The sequence below is a fragment of the Pantoea sp. Cy-639 genome, assembly GCF_011752525.1.
Classification (GTDB): Bacteria; Pseudomonadota; Gammaproteobacteria; order Pseudomonadales; family Pseudomonadaceae; genus Aquipseudomonas.
This window is the reverse complement of the sequence record NZ_VWXI01000016.1, coordinates 12,834-28,963: the sequence shown is the minus strand read 5'-3', so window position 1 is coordinate 28,963 and position 16,130 is coordinate 12,834. Positions and strand designations below refer to the sequence as shown.

13 protein-coding genes are annotated in these 16,130 nt (G+C 60.5%); 6 read left to right on the top strand and 7 right to left on the bottom strand.

From position 1 onward, the window contains the following. The first annotated feature begins 66 nt into the window (after positions 1 to 66). Positions 67 to 1,077: a zinc-dependent alcohol dehydrogenase family protein gene (locus tag F3J43_RS18595; protein ID WP_166889977.1), complete on the top strand. Its 1,011-nt coding sequence runs from the start codon at positions 67 to 69 to the stop codon at positions 1,075 to 1,077. A 75-nt stretch (positions 1,078 to 1,152) separates the two neighbouring features. Here the strand turns inward: F3J43_RS18595 and F3J43_RS18590 are convergent, their stop codons facing one another. Both F3J43_RS18590 and F3J43_RS18585 read right to left on the bottom strand, forming a co-directional pair. Next, positions 1,153 to 2,046 (bottom strand): GNAT family N-acetyltransferase, encoded by an 894-nt coding sequence (locus F3J43_RS18590; protein ID WP_166889975.1) that lies wholly within the window; start codon positions 2,044 to 2,046, stop codon positions 1,153 to 1,155. Positions 2,047 to 2,107: 61 nt separating this feature from the next. Then, positions 2,108 to 3,226 (bottom strand): peptidase C39 family protein, encoded by a 1,119-nt coding sequence (locus F3J43_RS18585; RefSeq protein ID WP_166889970.1) that lies wholly within the window; start codon positions 3,224 to 3,226, stop codon positions 2,108 to 2,110. Between the two features lie 93 nt (positions 3,227 to 3,319). Between F3J43_RS18585 and F3J43_RS18580 the strand changes: the two genes are divergently transcribed. The 3 genes from F3J43_RS18580 to F3J43_RS18570 all read left to right on the top strand — a co-directional run bounded on the left by F3J43_RS18580 (position 3,320) and on the right by F3J43_RS18570 (position 6,876). After that, complete coding sequence (locus tag F3J43_RS18580) at positions 3,320 to 4,906, top strand: RimK family ATP-grasp domain-containing protein (RefSeq protein ID WP_166889966.1); 1,587 nt, start codon at positions 3,320 to 3,322, stop codon at positions 4,904 to 4,906. A 395-nt stretch (positions 4,907 to 5,301) separates the two neighbouring features. After that, complete coding sequence (locus F3J43_RS18575; RefSeq protein WP_166889963.1) at positions 5,302 to 6,693, top strand: amino acid permease; 1,392 nt, start codon at positions 5,302 to 5,304, stop codon at positions 6,691 to 6,693. Between the two features lie 45 nt (positions 6,694 to 6,738). Then, complete coding sequence (locus F3J43_RS18570; protein WP_205297965.1) at positions 6,739 to 6,876, top strand: hypothetical protein; 138 nt, start codon at positions 6,739 to 6,741, stop codon at positions 6,874 to 6,876. Between the two features lie 2 nt (positions 6,877 to 6,878). Here F3J43_RS18570 and F3J43_RS18565 read toward each other — a convergent pair whose 3' ends face one another. Further along, positions 6,879 to 7,859, bottom strand: a complete 981-nt coding sequence (locus F3J43_RS18565) for an alpha/beta fold hydrolase (RefSeq protein WP_166889961.1) — start codon at positions 7,857 to 7,859, stop codon at positions 6,879 to 6,881. After that, the gene (locus tag F3J43_RS18560; RefSeq protein ID WP_166889959.1) at positions 7,849 to 8,721 is read right to left on the bottom strand and encodes a LysR family transcriptional regulator; all 873 of its coding nucleotides are present in this window, start codon (positions 8,719 to 8,721) and stop codon (positions 7,849 to 7,851) included. The genes F3J43_RS18565 and F3J43_RS18560 overlap by 11 nt, the downstream gene beginning before the upstream one ends. A gap of 142 nt (positions 8,722 to 8,863) precedes the next feature. On the opposite strand from F3J43_RS18560, the gene F3J43_RS18555 reads away from it, so the two are divergent. Both F3J43_RS18555 and F3J43_RS18550 read left to right on the top strand, forming a co-directional pair. Then, complete coding sequence (locus F3J43_RS18555) at positions 8,864 to 10,411, top strand: MFS transporter (RefSeq protein WP_166889957.1); 1,548 nt, start codon at positions 8,864 to 8,866, stop codon at positions 10,409 to 10,411. Between the two features lie 265 nt (positions 10,412 to 10,676). Beyond that, positions 10,677 to 11,669 carry a restriction endonuclease gene (locus F3J43_RS18550; RefSeq protein WP_286184812.1) on the top strand — a complete coding sequence of 331 codons (993 nt, stop codon included), beginning with the start codon at positions 10,677 to 10,679 and terminating at the stop codon, positions 11,667 to 11,669. A 246-nt stretch (positions 11,670 to 11,915) separates the two neighbouring features. On the opposite strand, the gene F3J43_RS18545 is transcribed toward F3J43_RS18550, so the two are convergent. Genes F3J43_RS18545 through F3J43_RS18535 form a run of 3 tightly spaced genes read right to left on the bottom strand, consistent with a single transcriptional unit; the run spans position 11,916 to position 16,089 of the window. After that, positions 11,916 to 13,880, bottom strand: coding sequence for a hypothetical protein (locus F3J43_RS18545; RefSeq protein ID WP_166889952.1), 1,965 nt, complete (start codon positions 13,878 to 13,880; stop codon positions 11,916 to 11,918). Beyond that, positions 13,877 to 14,503, bottom strand: a complete 627-nt coding sequence (locus F3J43_RS18540; RefSeq protein WP_166889949.1) for a phospholipase D-like domain-containing protein — start codon at positions 14,501 to 14,503, stop codon at positions 13,877 to 13,879. The genes F3J43_RS18545 and F3J43_RS18540 overlap by 4 nt, the downstream gene beginning before the upstream one ends. Then, positions 14,503 to 16,089 carry a VPA1262 family N-terminal domain-containing protein gene (locus F3J43_RS18535; protein ID WP_353618254.1) on the bottom strand — a complete coding sequence of 529 codons (1,587 nt, stop codon included), beginning with the start codon at positions 16,087 to 16,089 and terminating at the stop codon, positions 14,503 to 14,505. The genes F3J43_RS18540 and F3J43_RS18535 overlap by 1 nt, the downstream gene beginning before the upstream one ends. Between the last annotated feature and the right edge of the window lie 41 nt (positions 16,090 to 16,130).

The following is a 16,130-nucleotide window of genomic DNA, read 5'->3' as shown; positions in this document are numbered from 1 at the left end:
GCGGGCCTGCTGCGCGATTGACTAAGCTGCATTCCACCCTTTCCCTCGAGCTGGAGACCCATCCCCATGAGCACCAAGGCCATCTTCGTCCAACCTGGCGGCGGCTACGACAAGGTCGAGCTCGGTACCTGCGAGGTTGCCGCGCCTGGCGCCGGCGAGATCACCGTGCGCCTGCACGCCAGTTCCCTCAACTACCACGACTTCGCCGTGGTCAGTGGCATGTGGGGGCCGAGCGAGCGACGCATTCCCATGGCCGATGGTGCTGGCGAAGTAATCGCGGTCGGTGCCGGGGTCAGCGAGTTCCAGGTCGGTGACGCGGTGGTCAGCACCTTCTTCCCCGACTGGCTCGACGGCCAGCCTCTGGTCGAGGGTTTCGCCAGTGTGCCAGGCGATGGCCTCGATGGTTATGCGCGCGGGCAGGTGACTGCCCGCGCCACCTCGTTCACCCTCGCGCCCAAGGGCTACAGCCACGCCGAGGCGGCGACCCTGACCACGGCCGGCCTCACCGCCTGGCGTGCGCTGATGGGCGATGACCACCTCAAGCCGGGCGACAGCGTGCTGGTGCAAGGCACCGGTGGGGTGTCGATCTTCGCCCTGCAGTTCGCCAAGCTGGCGGGCGCCACGGTGATCGCCACCTCGTCCAGCGACGCCAAGCTGGAACGTCTCAAGGCGCTGGGCGCGGATCACCTGATCAACTACAAGACCACGCCGGCCTGGGGCGAGAAGGTGCGTGCGCTCACCGATGGCCGTGGCGTGGACCACGTGATCGAGGTCGGTGGCCCGGCTACCCTGGAGCAGTCGATGGTGGCCGCGCGCATTGGCGGGCATGTGTCGCTGATCGGCATCCTCACCGGGGTCGCCGGGCAGTTGCCGCTGGTCCAGGCGCTGGTGCGGCAGATCCGCCTGCAGGGCGTGCTGGTGGGCAGTCGCGCGCAGCAGCAGGCGATGGTCCGGGCGATCGATGCCAATGGGCTGCGTCCGGTGGTGGACAAGCATTTCGAGCTGGAGCAGATCGTCGAGGCGTTCCGCTACCAGGAGAGCAACCGGCACTTCGGCAAGATCTGCCTGAACTGGTGAGGGCGGCGCAGAGGTCGTGAGGAACCAGGCCAGGGCGCCAGGCAAGCCCTGGCGCTGTGGGAGCCGGCGCAGCCGTCAGGTATGCGAGAGCAGCGGGAACATCAGTGCTGGGGTCTCCAGGCCTGTCGGCGCGGCGCCCCAGACGAACAGCGCATCACCGTTGTCCAGCTCCCGTGTGGCGAACCCTGCGCCGTGTACGGGGGTGAAGCCCAGTACCAGTTCCCGGGTCCCGGGCCTCGCCAGTTCGCTGGCGATGTCGATCAACGCCACGTCCCGTGTGCAGAACACCTCGCTCAACAGCATCCGCTCGCCCTCATGCTCCACCACCACGTAGGCATCATGCGCGGGGGAGTGGAACAAGGCGTCCCTGAATGGGCCGTCGCAGTAGAACATCGTCAATGCCACGTTCGGCACCAGGCTCAGCCGCGCTTGTGGGCGACTGCGCTCGACCGCCGCCATGAAGCGTTGGCGCTGCGTGTCGTCGGCCAGATCCACCGGTTGGAAGGTGCTGGGGCGCGGTGCTGCCGACCAGGGCCGGTAGTGCTCGTGTTCGAGCACCCGGCGAAAACCGAACCTGGGGTAGAGGTCCAGGACCGTGTCGTTGGCGAACAGGAACAGCAGGTCGCACTGGCCGGCCCAGCGCGTCACCAGCCAGTCCATCAGGTGACGGCTGTAGCCCCGGCCGCGGGCCTCGGGCGCGGTCATCACCGTACCGATCTGCACGGCGCTCAGGCGTTGGCCGTCGAGGCTGAAGTCGAGCCGGTTGGCCGAGGCGTTGGCGAGCATCCTGCCACCGCGTACCAGCGAGCAGGGTTGATTGTCGTCCAGCCAGAACCCGGCGCGGTACCAGTCCTCGAAGTCGAAGCCATAGGTCTGCCGGGTGAGGGCGTTAAGCTCGCCACGCAGGTGCGGGTCGTCACGGTAGTCTTCGACCCGTTCGAGGGCAGGGTCGCCGAGGATCAGTGGCATGGTGTGGATTCCCCTTGGGTGAAGCGGCAACCTTAGCCAGCGCGGGCATGAACAGTTGTAATCAATTGTGCTGCGTCGACGGCCTCTGTACCGCGCCCTGCAGCACCACGGCCGCTCGCAGGCGGCGCCCGCCAAACAGGCTCATGCGCTGGAACCCGGCGTGGCTGACCGGCAGGTGCTGACAGTCCAGCGGCCAGCGATGGCGGCCATGGTCGGGGTCCGGATCGTGCAGGTAGACGAACTGCTCGTCGCAGCCAGTGACCAGCACCCAGTGCGGCGCCTTGCTGCCGGTCAGCCGGTAGTTGCTGATCAGCACCAGCGCCAGGCCACCTTCGGCGAGCAGGCGTGGCAGGTCGAGTGGCTGGCGGGTCAGCTCGACGCTGCTGCCTTGCAGTTGCTCGCAGAAGTCCTCGTGGACCAGGCGCATGACCTCCTTCTTGTCCGCCTGACGCACGCCATCGAGGAACAGCGGGCCTTCGCTGTTGAGGTGCAGGCGTACGCCAAAACCGCGCCGCCAGGCTGCCAGTGCCAGGCCATGAGGGCTGCAGCCGCCGTGCCCGGACGTCATGAACACGGTGGTCGCCTCGCGCCACAGGCGCAGCTCCTCGCGGCGCGACGGTGTGCGTGTCGGCGCCAGGGCGGCCATGGCCATTAGCAGGCAGGCCGGCCCGCAGGTGAAGTCGGTGGTCTGGGCGTAGTAAGGCACCGGGCGGGTGTCGCCGAGCGGGTAGGGGAGGATGCGCTTTTCATAGCGCAGGGCACTGGCGTGGTCTTCGTAGTAATCGTCGACCTGGGCGAAGCGACGGTAACCGTGGCCTTCGTACAGGGCGATGGCGCGTGGATTGTCGTGGCGCACCTCCAGGCGCAGGTAGGCGCAGTCGTGCTCACGGGCGCAGTCTTCGGCGCGGGCCAGCAATTGCGCGCCGAGGCCTTCTCCGCGGGCCTGCGTGGCGACGGCGATGGAGTAAAGCCGTGCCAGCGACGTGCCGCGATGAAACAGCAACAGGGCATAGCCCAGCGTTTGTCCGTCGCGCTCGGCCAACAGCAGGCTGGCATTGGCGTAGGCGAGCATCCAGCGCAGGCTGCGCGGGGTCAGGTGGTCCGAGGCGAAGCTCTGGTGTTCCAGTGCCAGCAGGGCAGGCAGGTCGAGTCGTGTTGCCGGGCGAAATTCAAGGCTCATGGCGCCACCGTAAAAGTTGCGTAATGAAACGGGACATTTGCAAAACATCATGCTTAATAGAAACCACGTGTACCCAACACAGGGCCTCAGTCCATGTCTTCGTTTCAACAACCGTTACCAGGGCTGGCACAGGAAAGTTCAAGTTCTGCTGCCGGCAAACACAGTTATCCGCTGGCCGGTGAGCATAAGTCAAGCCAGTTGGTAATTATCGTCGAACGCCGTGATGACTGGGCCTCATACCTGCCGAGCGAAGATGTGATCACGGCCAGGGAGTACCTCGAACAATCACGGGAAGTTAAGGGCGGGCAGCGTGTTCAGGTAATTAACCTGTGCCGCAATCATAAGTATCTTGGCCATGGTTATTATTGTTCGCTCTTGGCCGAGGCGCGTGGGCACCAGGTAATCCCGTCAATAAAAAGTATCAGCGAACTGACCAGCAAGTCGTTGTACGGCCTGGCCCTGGACGATGTCACGGCACGCCTGGAACAGGCCCTGGCCAGGCATCCCTATGGCGATACCGAAGGCTTCACCTTGTCCTTGTATTTCGGCCGTACCGACTTCGAGCCATTGCAGGACATCGCCCGCCAGTTGTTCGAGGCGTTTCCCTGCCCGATCCTGCTGGTGGAGTTTCGCAAGGCCAGCACCTGGCACATTGCCGGGGTCAAGGCCGGTGCCCTGCACAAGCTGCGCGAGGACCAGCAGGACGCGTTCGCCAATGCCCTCGACGGCTTCAGCCGCCGCCTCTGGCGCCAGCCGCGCTCGCGCCGCGTGGCGCGCTACGACCTGGCGATCCTGCATGACCCCGACGAAGCCTTGCCACCTTCCAATCCCGGCGCCCTGGCGCAGTTCATCCGCGCCGGCCAGCGCCTGGGCATCGATGTCGAGCTGATCGGCAGGAAGGACTATGCCCGCCTGGCCGAGTACGATGCCTTGCTGATCCGCGAAACCACCCGTGTCGACAACCACACCTACCGTTTCGCCAAGAAGGCCGAGCGCGAAGGGCTGGTGGTGCTGGACGATCCGGCGTCGATCCTGCGCTGTACCAACAAGGTCTACCTGACCGACCTGCTGCGCAGTCATCGGCTGGCCATGCCGGCCAGCGAGATCCTCTACCGCGACAACCCGCAGGCCCTCGAAGGCATCGGCGAGCGCCTGGGTTTTCCACTGGTGCTGAAAATCCCCGACGGCTGCTTCTCGCGCGGGGTGATCAAGGTTCGGGACCAGGCCCAGCTCCTCGCCGCGAGCAGCGAGTTGTTCGAGCATTCCGTGCTGCTGCTGGCCCAGGAATACCTCTACACCGAATACGACTGGCGCATCGGTGTGCTCAACCGCAAGCCGGTGTTCGCCTGCCAGTACTTCATGAGCAAGGGCCACTGGCAGATCTTCAACCACCAGGCCCAGTGCGGCGAGGTCAACGGCGAGTGCCGGACCCTGGACGTGGACCAGGTACCGCGCGCAGTGGTGGAACTGGCGGTCAAGGCCGCCAACCTGATCGGCGACGGTCTGTATGGCGTCGACCTCAAGCAACTGGGCGAGCGGGTGGTGGTGATCGAGGTCAACGACAACCCCAACCTCGACGCCGGCATCGAGGATGCCTGCCTGCACGAGGGGCTCTATACCCAGGTACTGGAAGAGTTCATCCGCCGCCTGGAGCAGAAGCGCCGGGGGCTGGCGTGGTGATGCCGAGGATGATCATCGTTTCAACCGGAGATTCCCAATGAGCAACCTGCAGATCGGCCTGATGATCGTCAGCGTGATCGTGGTCTTCGCGGTGGTGAACTTCTACTGGGACCACCTGCGTGACCGCGAATGACGCAATCAGGCAGGTTGGGCGGCTGGATTGGCGCGGATTGGCATGGGGTGTCGCGATCGAACAGCTACCTGGCGTTCCCGAGCATTTTGTTGACGCCGCGCCCGGCTTAAAGTGAAGCCCGCATCCCCTGGTGCGTTGCCCGAGACGCGTGAGAAGGCTGATAACAGAGCGTGCGCAACGTACTCCGCCCTTTGTCGAGGAGACCGTTTTCGCCTACGCCTGCCCGTCCCTTCCTTGTGTCAGCAAAAAGAGAACAAGATCAATGAACACCGTGGGAACTGATGGCAACCTTGCTCAAGGATTCAAGCCGCGTCACGTGACGATGTTGTCGATCGCCGGCATCATCGGCGCCGGTCTTTTCGTAGGTTCCGGGCACGCCATCGCGGCGGCCGGACCGGCCACCATCCTCTCCTATTTCGTAGCCGGCACCCTGGTGGTGCTGGTGATGCGCATGCTCGGTGAAATGGCCGTGGCCCATCCCGACACCGGCTCGTTTTCGACCTATGCCGACCAGGCCATCGGCCGTTGGGCCGGCTACACCATCGGCTGGTTGTACTGGTGGTTCTGGGTCCTGGTGATTCCCATCGAGGCGCTCGCCGCCGGGCATGTGCTCAACGCCTGGTTCCCGCAGGTCGACAGCTGGATCTTCGCCCTGGCCTCGGTGCTGCTGCTGGCCTGCACCAACCTGTTCAGCGTGGCCAAGTACGGTGAGTTCGAGTTCTGGTTCGCCATCCTCAAGGTCACCGCGATCCTCGGCTTCATCGGCTTGGGCGTTGCTGCATTGATGGGCTGGCTGCCCGAGCACAAGGCCAGCGGCCTGAGCACGCTGATGAGCGAGCATGGTGGCTTCGCGCCCAAGGGCTGGTCGGCGGTGATCGGCGCGTTCATCACCGTGATGTTCAGCTTCATCGGCACCGAGGCGGTGACCATCGCCGCCTCCGAGTCCAGCGATCCGTCGCGCAACATCGCCAAGGCCACCCGTTCGGTGATCTGGCGCATCAGCACTTTCTACATCCTGTCGATCTTCGTGATCATCTCGGTGGTGCCGTGGAACGATCCGCAACTGGCGGTGGTGGGCTCCTACCAGCGGGCGCTGGAAATCATGCAGGTGCCCAACGCCGCATTGATGGTCGACTTCGTGGTGCTGATCGCGGTGACCAGTTGCATGAACTCGTCGATCTACATCGCGTCGCGGATGATGTATTCGCTGGCCAAGCGCGGTGATGCCCCGGCCCTGCTCAAGCACACCTCGAAAGTCGGCGTGCCGCGCGCGGCGGTGTTCGGCAGCACCCTAATCGGCGCCGCCATCGCCATCCTCAACTACTTCGCACCCAAGGGCGTGTTCGAGTTCCTGCTCGCCAGTTCCGGCGCCATCGCCTTGCTGGTGTACCTGGTGATCGCCATTTCGCAGTTGCGCATGCGGGCCCGGCTGGAGCGCGAGAACGCCAACCTGAAGTTCCGCATGTGGCTGTTCCCCTACCTGACCTGGGTGGTGATCCTGTTCATTGGCGGGGCCCTGGCGGTGATGATGTTCACCGAGGAGCACCGCGCCGAGGTGACCGCCACTCTGAGCCTGGCGATCGTGATCTCGTTCCTGGGCATCGTCACCAGTCGTGGGCATGGGCGCAGCGTGCCGGCGCGTTCGCTGGGCTGATGTGACACAGGGGCGCCGGTGGCGCCCCTTTTCGTTTTGCAACACTTGAGCAGGCCGGTCGGCCAAGCGTACGCCCTGAACCGCAGCCTTTCACCGGCATTGATCGCCGAGTACCAGACCCACCTTCCGGACAAGGCCCTGCTGCAGGCCAAGCTCCAGGAGTTCTACGCCCTGGATAGCTGACACTAGCGCCGGCCCGGGAACAGCGCTCGGGCCACCTCCGGGCTGGCGAGCAGATGCTCGGCATTGTGCCCGACGCCGGGCACCACGAATTGCGCGTGCGCGATATCGACATTCCAGGCTTGTGACAGGAAACCCTCGTAGCGCAGGTAGCCGAGCTGGCGCTCGAGCCGATCACGCCCCTGCGCCTCGGCACCACAGCTGTGGTCCATGATCCGGCTATCGGCGTGGGTGTCGCGTTCGCCGACCAGGTAGGTCACCTCGCGCGCCGCATAGCGCCGAAACAACTGCCGGGCATCCAGGCCTTGGCTGGCCAGGTAGACGGGCGGCTGCTCCAGGCCATAGCGGTAGTGGTTGTAGCCTGGGCAGCGACTGTCCGGCAGCGGCGCAAAGCCGGCCTGCGTCGGCCGGTTGGCATCCAGGTACAGGTACGAGGACGGGCTGGAGATCACGTAGCGCACCGGCAGCTCAGCAACGCCCCGGGTCAGCACGGCATAACGCTGCACGAGCTGGGCACCGGCCGAGTGACCGATCAGCACGACCTCCTTGAGGTGCGGGAAGCGGTTGCGGTCGGCGAGGTAGGCCAGCAGGTCATCGAGCACGGCGAAGGCGGCGATACCCGAGCGGCCAGCGCTCGACTCGCTGCCCTGCATCCAGCGATTCCTGGGCCACAACGGCATGTCGGCGGTGGCTTGTGGATCGTCGTGGGTCAGGAAGTTGGGGGCGATCAGCAAGGTGTCCTGCGCGGTGAGCCCGGCATTGGCCAGCAACTGCTCGCCACTGCGGTAATAGTCTTCGGCATTGCGGCGCACACCATGCACGATCACCACGGCGCGCTCGGCAGTGTGTTGCTGGCGCAGGCCGGTATTGGCGTAGGCGAGGAATGAATAAGTCCGGGCCTGGCCCAGGTGCAGCGCCTGGGGAGCCGCCAGGGTGGCAGTGCTGAACAAGGCAAGCCAGAGCAAGGGTGTACTGCTAGCGCGCATCCTGGCGAACCCCCTCGATATAGCGCAGCACGGCGGGTGCTTTCTCGAAGCGCCGGTGCAGCAGGCTCAACCAGGAGCTGGCCCGACAGTCGTCGAGGGCCCGATAACGGACCTGAGGCAGGTTGATCCGCTGCACCACCGACTCCGGCACCACCGCCACGCCCTGGCCCAGCGACACCAGGGTGATCACCGCCACCAGGCTGCCAGGCTGCGGGCCCAGGCGCGGCGTGAAGCCGCCCTGGGCCGCGACTTCGAGCGTGCCGGAAATCTGCTCGGGCAGGATGAAGGTGTGTTCAGCCAGGCGCGCCGCCGGGATCTGCCGGAGCTCATTCAGGCGCGAGGCGGTCGGCAGCGCCAGGACGAAGCCTTCTTCCTGCAAGGGGATGGCTTCGAGTCCGTCCGGCAGCTCCATCGGTGAGCGCACATAGGCCAGGTCCAGCAGACCATCGCGGACCAAGGCCGGCAACTCGACCATGGGGGCCTCGCGGATGTTCAGGCGCACGCCGGGGTGTGCCTGGGCGAACCGGCTCACCTGCTGCTGCAAGGTGCCGGAGTAGGCGGCGGAAGCGACGTAGCCCAACTCGATACGCCCGCTCTCTCCCCGTGCGGCGCGCTGCGCGCCCAGTTGCGCCGCATCGAACTGGCGCACCGCCTGTTCGGCCTCGACACGCAGCGCCTCGCCCGCCGCCGTCAGGCGCACTGCGCGCTGGCTGCGCTGGAACAGCAGCACCCCCAGTTCTTTTTCCATGTCCTGGATCTGCCGGCTGAGCGTCGCCGGGGCGATGCCCAACTGTTCGGCGGCACGGGTGAAGTGACCGTGGCGGGCGACGCCGAGGAAGTAGCGAAAGTGACGGATCTCCATGGGGCCTCGTTAGCCAGGGGCTAATGACGCGAGACGTGGCAGCTAACAAGCCCGACGTCCGGCGGCGTTATGGTGACGACAACACTACAAGGCTGGCGTCGCTGCGCAAAGTGCGATGACCCGCCGCAGCCGGAGCCTTGCCATGCCCAGCCAACCGTCGGCGCGCTTCACCCTGTTCACGGCCTCGGCCGTCTGCGCCCTGATCATCCTCGACACCAATATCGTCGCCGTCAGCCTACCGAGCATCGCCCGTGACCTGTCCGGTTCGTTCGCCGATATCGAATGGGTGGTCAGCGCCTACCTGCTGGCCTTCGCCGCCTGCCTGCTGCCCGCCGGCAGCCTGGCCGACCGCTTCGGCCGGCGGCGCCTGCTGCTGCTCGGGCTGGCGTTGTTCGGCCTCGCCTCGCTGGCCTGTGGCGCCGCGCCGAGCCTGCTGCTGCTCGACCTCGCCCGCGCGGCCAAGGGTGTGGGCGCGGCCTTGCTGCTGACCGCCGCGCTGGCCGCCATTGGCCATCGCTTCCATGAGCCACAGGAACGTTTGCGGGCCTGGGCATTCTGGGGCGCCTGCATGGGCGCGACCATCACCTTCGCCCCACTGCTTGGCGGCCTGATCGCCAGCACGCTCGGCTGGCGCTGGATCTTCTACATCAACCTGCCACTGGTGGCCGTGCTGGCGCTGATGGTACTGCGCAGCATCGAGGAGTCCCGCGACAGCGCCGCCGCCCGGCTCGATCCGCTGGGCAGCCTGACCTTCGCCGGCAGCCTGGGCTACCTGATCTGGGCGTTGATCGATGCCAACCGCGTCGGCTGGGACAGCGCGCCGACCTTGGGCCGGCTGGTGATTGCCGGTTTTCTGTTCGGCCTGTTCGTGATGGTCGAGCGCAGCCAGGAGCGACCGATGATCGACCTCGCCCTGATGCGCAGCGGACGCTTCATCGGAGCCTTGCTGGGGATGTTCGCCTACGCCGCCTGTGCGCAGGCGATGATGACCCTGTTGCCGCTGTACCTGCAGAACGGCCTGCAGTTTTCGGCGCTGGCGGCAGGCGCAGGGATGCTGCCATTCGCCCTGGCGATGCTGCTCAGCCCACGCCTGGGGCTGCGCCTGGCGACACGGCTGGCGCCGGCGTCGCTGTTCGCCCTGGGCCTGCTGCTGGTCGGCCTGGGCAACCTGGCGTGTGCCTGGGCGCTGGGGCAGGGTGGTTACGGCCACTTCGCCCTGGCCAGCCTGGTGCTTGGCGCCGGCGCCGGACTGCTCAACGGCGACACGCAGAAGAACATCATGGCCTGCGTGCCACGCACGCGTACCGGCATGGCCTCAGGCTTGAGCACCACCACGCGCTTCTCGGCCATTGTTCTGGCCATCGGCGTGTTTGGTGGCATCCTCGCCACGCGCACTGGCGAACTGCTGCGCGAAGGCATGGCCGGGTTGGCGCCACAGGCGCTGGACCGGGTCGGCGACATGGCCACGCGGGTGGCGGCGGGGGATTTGCAGGCGGCGCTGGCGCTGGTCGAGCCGGGGTTGCGCGAGGTTGTTTCGCCACTGGCGCGACAGGCTTTCATTGGCGGTTTCGAGGCGCTGCTGCAGACGGCCGGATGGGCGGCGCTGGGATTTGCCGTGCTGGTTGGCGTGCTGTTGACACGGCCGTTGCCGGAGCAGGATGGGGGGCTGTTGGCCAGTGGGCGTTCATGAGGGGGGATTTCTTAAACGGCAGCGGTTGTGGTTCGTGTTGTCATTGGAGGTACTGCCAATAGTCTGAGCGTGCAGGGCTTTTGGCCGGGTGGTCTGCCGCGTATCAATGGAAACCCTGCATGTTACTTGTTTGCCTTTGGCCTGCTGCTGAGTATTGCGCTGCCCACCAGTTAGGAGCTCCCAAGCCCTCCATTCACACAAGCGATCAGCATTGTTACAGTCTCGCCTCGATTCTGTGCAAGCAATGAGTATTAACATGCCCGCGATGTGGATGATTCGAGGTGATGGTGGCCGTCTCTATGACGATTTCAGGGATCGCAGTCTTGCTGCTATCGGGTGGGCTCAGCTAGCGCTTGAGGCAAAGCCCGGCGTTTCCAGGAAGGCGTTGATCCAAGCCTATAAAGATCTTCAGCCAGGAATAAAGGACGCGAGTGCCGTAGCGGGGGCGTCGCAGGTCTTCCGTTTCGTTAATGAAATCAGCATTGGCGATACGGTCGTTACCTATTCCCCTGCAAACCGGATCTACCTGGTAGGTCGCTTCACCGGCGCGTGCCAGCTCCGTCCCGATCTGGCAGATGATGGTATGTCTTTGACCCGATCTGTCGAGTGGTATACGCAGGAGGTTGATCGCGACAAGCTAACAGGCGCCAGCAGAAACAGCCTGGGGTCTACACTAACCGTGTTTAAAGTTTCTGAGGACGCCCAGAAAGAGTTGCTTGCCCTCGCTACTGGAAAAAGCCTATCCACACCACCGAAAGACTTGATTGAAGACCCCGACGTTCTGGAAGACCCTTTGAAGGGTGTTCAGGAAATTGCGTTTGAACGGATCAAAGACCAAATCAACAGTTTGGACTGGGCTGAGATGCAGGAACTAGTGGCCGGAATCTTACGAGCAATGGGCTACAAGACACTGGTGTCCCCGGCCGGCGCTGATCGTGGTAAAGACATCATTGCTTCACCCGATGGTTTCGGCTTTGAGCCGCCGCGCATCGTTGTGGAGGTCAAGCACCGGAATGCCCGGATGGGAAGTAATGAGATCCGTAGCTTTCTCGGTGGCAGGCACAAGGATGATCGAGGGCTGTATGTGAGTACTGGCGGATTCACGAAAGAGGCGTTGTATGAAGGTGAGCGAGCCAATGTGCATCTGACGATGTGGACGCTGGATGAGCTGGCTCGGACGTTGATGGCGCATTATCCAGCCACCGACCCGGAGACGAAGCGGTTGGTGCCGTTGACATACTTCTACATGCCTGCGTGAGTCGTGCTCTCACCAGAGACCTGGCACGAGAAGACGTCCTAGGGCGTCTTTTTGTGCCGGGGTAATTTGAACTGATGCTATATGTTGTTGATTTTAGTGGATAAATTTAGGTGTGTTTTTGTTTTGGAATACCAGTCGGAATACCCTGGGAGAACTACAAAGCTCTGCTAGCATAGAACTACCTGAATATAAGCGCTTCAGCAATATGTGGCTGCTGAAGCGCTTGTTTAGAGTCGCGATTAAACGTTACGCCAAAAGAGGCTTCATGGCGGCTATGGCTCGCCCATTAAGCGGATACTTCTGGCTTCGTAGACTATTCAGGCGTTTTATAGTATCAATGGTTGCGCGCAGGTCGATCGACGAGATCTCCAAATCCTCTTTAAGCTTAGAGATTTTAAGGTCGTTGAGTATGCATACATGAAGGAAGGCAAGTACCTCAGCTGGATCGACTTGAAAGTAGCGTAGGTAGTCCGATACTGAAGGCCGTTGATCGCCATCAAATACAGTGTCGACGGTGTTATTTCTGTAGCTCCCATCCCAGTACGCTCTACGCACTGCGAGATGCTGTAGCAACTGCTGCCATTTATCCCGGTTGAGCGTGTCGTCAATATGCAACGCTTCTCTAGCCGCAGATGTAACCGCTGCATGTATATCCGCGATTTCCTTAGTGGTTGTTTTAGAGTCAGAGCTGATTCGAGCAGTAGCCTGATCGAAGCAGGCCAGTCCTATACGAGCGATTAGCAGCAGTAGCTCGCTGGCATCAGCGCGATCTGAATACTTTTTGGATCCAGCATCAGGTGAGCCGTACTCAAGAACTTCGCGAAGGTAGTATGCGTTCCCCCAAAGTTGCTGCCAGACCGAAAAAAAGCTATCCGCCTGAACAATAGGAAAGGCCAGAAGATTGGCGAATAATCCAGGTGGTTCGTCTCCATTGATGTGCTGCTGTGCCCGTTTCAATAGACCTCTACCGCTTGGTTCTAACCATTCCTCAGGCGTGAGTCTCCACTGTTGAACAAACTCCTCGTATGCCGGTGCTGCAGCAAAACCGCCATTTGCGAAAGCTGAGCGAACACAGTAATAGCACCATGCTTCCCAAGGTGCAGCATCTGAAGGGGACTCTAAAATCAAAGCTGTTCCCTTACTCGCTTCGCCAAGGGCGTCTAGTAAGGCATTGTCCACAAAGTTATCGGAGCGAATATCATCTGGCGCCTTGTCCTTCCTGAGCAATAACTGCCGCATTAGCCAAGTGCTCCATCGAGTCATCGCTGCCTGCGCATCCGCCCTGCTGTACAACACCTTAACCACAGCATGGACTAGTGCAGTGACTTCTGCAGTTAACGAAGCGACCTCTTCTTCATCTGCTTCATAGCGAGGGGTCTGCTTTCCCGGTTGAAGCAATTCATTTCGTGCATGAACGAGAAGCAAAGGCAGGACCACGGAGCCATTCCATTTGCCATCGGGATCGAAAGCTGCAGGAGCCGCTCTGACGCTATCCTCCCACTGCCTAAAGCGGGGGCTGAATGCCCCTATCCCTGCGCTAAGCAGGGCGCTATCCACGAGAAATGGGTTGGTTGAACAACCAAGCAGTTGATGAAAAATTTCTGGAGCAATCTCACTTAGAAGTCCAAATATTCTTCTTTCGTCCTCATACATCATAAAGTCGGAGTTTGGCAGGCCCCGCCACAGCTCGTCCAAGGGATACTCATTGAGTTTCCAATGTGTCCACACATTATCACGCTCTGTGTTCCGACGCTCGGACAGTGACTTCAGTTTTCCAGTCTCAACCCCATGGAAGAGCGCTTTTGCCAGAACGATGTAAGCATGTTTTGCGTCGGGATCGATTTCTGTATAAGCCCACATTGCGTTATCAAGCCAATATTCAATCTCTGCCGAGTGATAGGCCAGCGTTCTAATCGCAAGCCAGGTCTCTATTGTGGGGTGATTTTTCAAGGCGAGAGCACAAGCCACCGTTAAATACATTGGGTGTTCATACGGCAGGTCCGAATGTTGTCGGACCATTTCTAGCAATAACTCATTGTCATGGCTCTCGTTAGGTATCCCAATCTTCTTCACCAGTGATGTTATCAGTTGAGGCGCATGGCTTTCGTGACTCAAAGCGAGCGCGAGGAAATCCCCTCGGTGCCTATTTTCGCCATGGTGAGAGGTAACACGCTGCTCTTCGTCGCGCTCTTGTATCCATTGCATTGTCATCTGCCCTCGCACCTCTTCCACACAAGTTCAAAAAACTCTATTGCACCAGAGTCTACGGCGCTCCATCCGCGACTGGCCGCGTTGACTTCTGAGTGAAATCCGCCGACAGTTGCTCCAAAGTGCCAAAGTTCGTCGTCTACTATGGCAAAGCGGTCGTGTAGATATTTGAAATTTACTTTCAGGCGTCTATTCACTTGGATGCTGCACCGTTTATGGCGTCGGGGGTTTAGAACGTTGAGTTCATCTTCACGTATCTGGAAAAACTGGATAAGGCTTTCATCTACCTCTTTTTGCTCTGCCGTCAAAATTCTGATGTCGGTTGCTGCAAGGCGATCGTGCATCCAATCTAAAATTGTTACGATTCGACTATCAGGAGGTAGTCCCCGTTCCGGGATCAGAAAGTACGGATCAACAATCCAGATACGCTCCTCAGCTGTCATAAAAGCGGAACGGAAGGCATTCATAGGCTTGGGGTCGGCCGAGCTATGACGCAAGCTTATAGTTCCCATATCAAGCGGAAATTTATTCCTATTTCCGCTTTCGCATCCCCAAAAAATTTCTTTTTTGAAAGACGCCGATTCCGTGGTGCCATCGAAGGAGGGGCCAGCGCTGAAGTTTTTCATCATTGGCGAGCCTTGGAACTCTTTCTGAGCATGCCGGCATAGGAGGCCAAGCTGTGCCCGGTATCGGCCAAAATCTCCAAGCGGATGATGACTTCGTCCGGGTTAGGTAGCCTGACGATCATGGAGGATTTTTCGCCCAAACTATTGAGAGAACTACCCACGAACCAAACTTCGCTATCTATTATAAGGAACCGGTCGTGCAGTGCTGACTCAGGGATGACAGTTACTTTTGGCTCTAATTTCTGATGTTTCTTAAGTTGGGCTAGGCTGTTCATAAAAGAAGCCAGCGCATCTTGCTTGCTATTTTTGTCCTTGGTGTTGAAGGCTTGGTTGGTTGTCAAGATGGAAACATTGACTTCCTCGCCATGCACCGCGTAAAGAAATTGATTTACCTGTAATTCGCTCAGGTAGGGATCGGCAATGATGATTCGCGAAGTCGCCCCTTTAAGCAATGTCTGCACAAATGCTAAAGCCTCCAGTCTTGACCCAGCATCGAACCATCGCTGGCCGAAGTGTTTTGCCTGTTCAAGTCTCTCGCGTTTTCGGACCTCAACATTAATGCGGGTAGTTGCGTCATCGTCGATGGCATCTCCCCAGACGGACTTCGATGCTAAAGTCGAGCTTCCGGCGGCCGCGTATTCGAAAGTTGGGGAATTGGGTGAGTCGCCGGAGCGCACTCTTACTTTACGGTGCGTATTCGAATGTGCTCGCATCGTAAAGCTCATCTGCCGCAAGAATCCTGAAAGAGGATGGTGCATTAGTATGCCGTGTTTGTCATGGGTGACGACGAAGCCGTACTCACCGATGCAACTGCCTTTATCTATGTCTAGTATGCCATCGGATGGCACATTGATGGTTTCGAAGCCAGTGAGTAGCCTTGCCTCCTTGTCAAACGTCGTGATTTTTAATCCGTCCAAGCTCTGCCCTGCACGAGGAAGAAATCGATATATAATGCGTTCTCCATGCCCCTCCATAGCTGGAACCATGAAATTTTCAATTTGGTCTATAATTGGATCTGGCGCTACATAAACTGCGCTTCCGAGATACTCTTGATAGTCAAAAAGATTGATGTGCATGCGCCGCGTAATGAATGCCTGCGCCTCTGGGTCCTTGAGGAATATTTCTAAGCCAGTTCGATCGCCGAATCTACGGTGCAGTCGGCCGGGGACGCTTCCGATAAAGGGCGCTGACTCGATGCTCCGCCCGCCAGGCCCCGAGAATAGATCTTCATGAATAGGTAAGCCTAGCGATGGCCAGGGTTGGACGTCCTTCAACGAAGGTACGGTCAAAATATCTCCATCGTGCGCATGTCGGTCTGACTCGAGGGTTGGGACTGGTGTTTTACTTTCGCCTGATCCAAGAGATCTGTACCAGCTTACGGCATCCTCCTTGGATAGGATGGTCCTGCGAAAATGAATCTGCTCATCCGTACCATTCAGCGGAAATGAGTCGAACCCCTCCATCCTCGTGGGCAATGGTCTGTCTTGCGCTAGTTCCGTGACTGTAGCGAACAGCAATCGACCTTGCTCTAGTTTTTTTTGCATTGTGGCCAGACGTACAACGGCCCAGCTCTGACAATCGCTCACCTCTTTCAATCCTCTGCTCCTTAGTCACAATCTATGTGTCC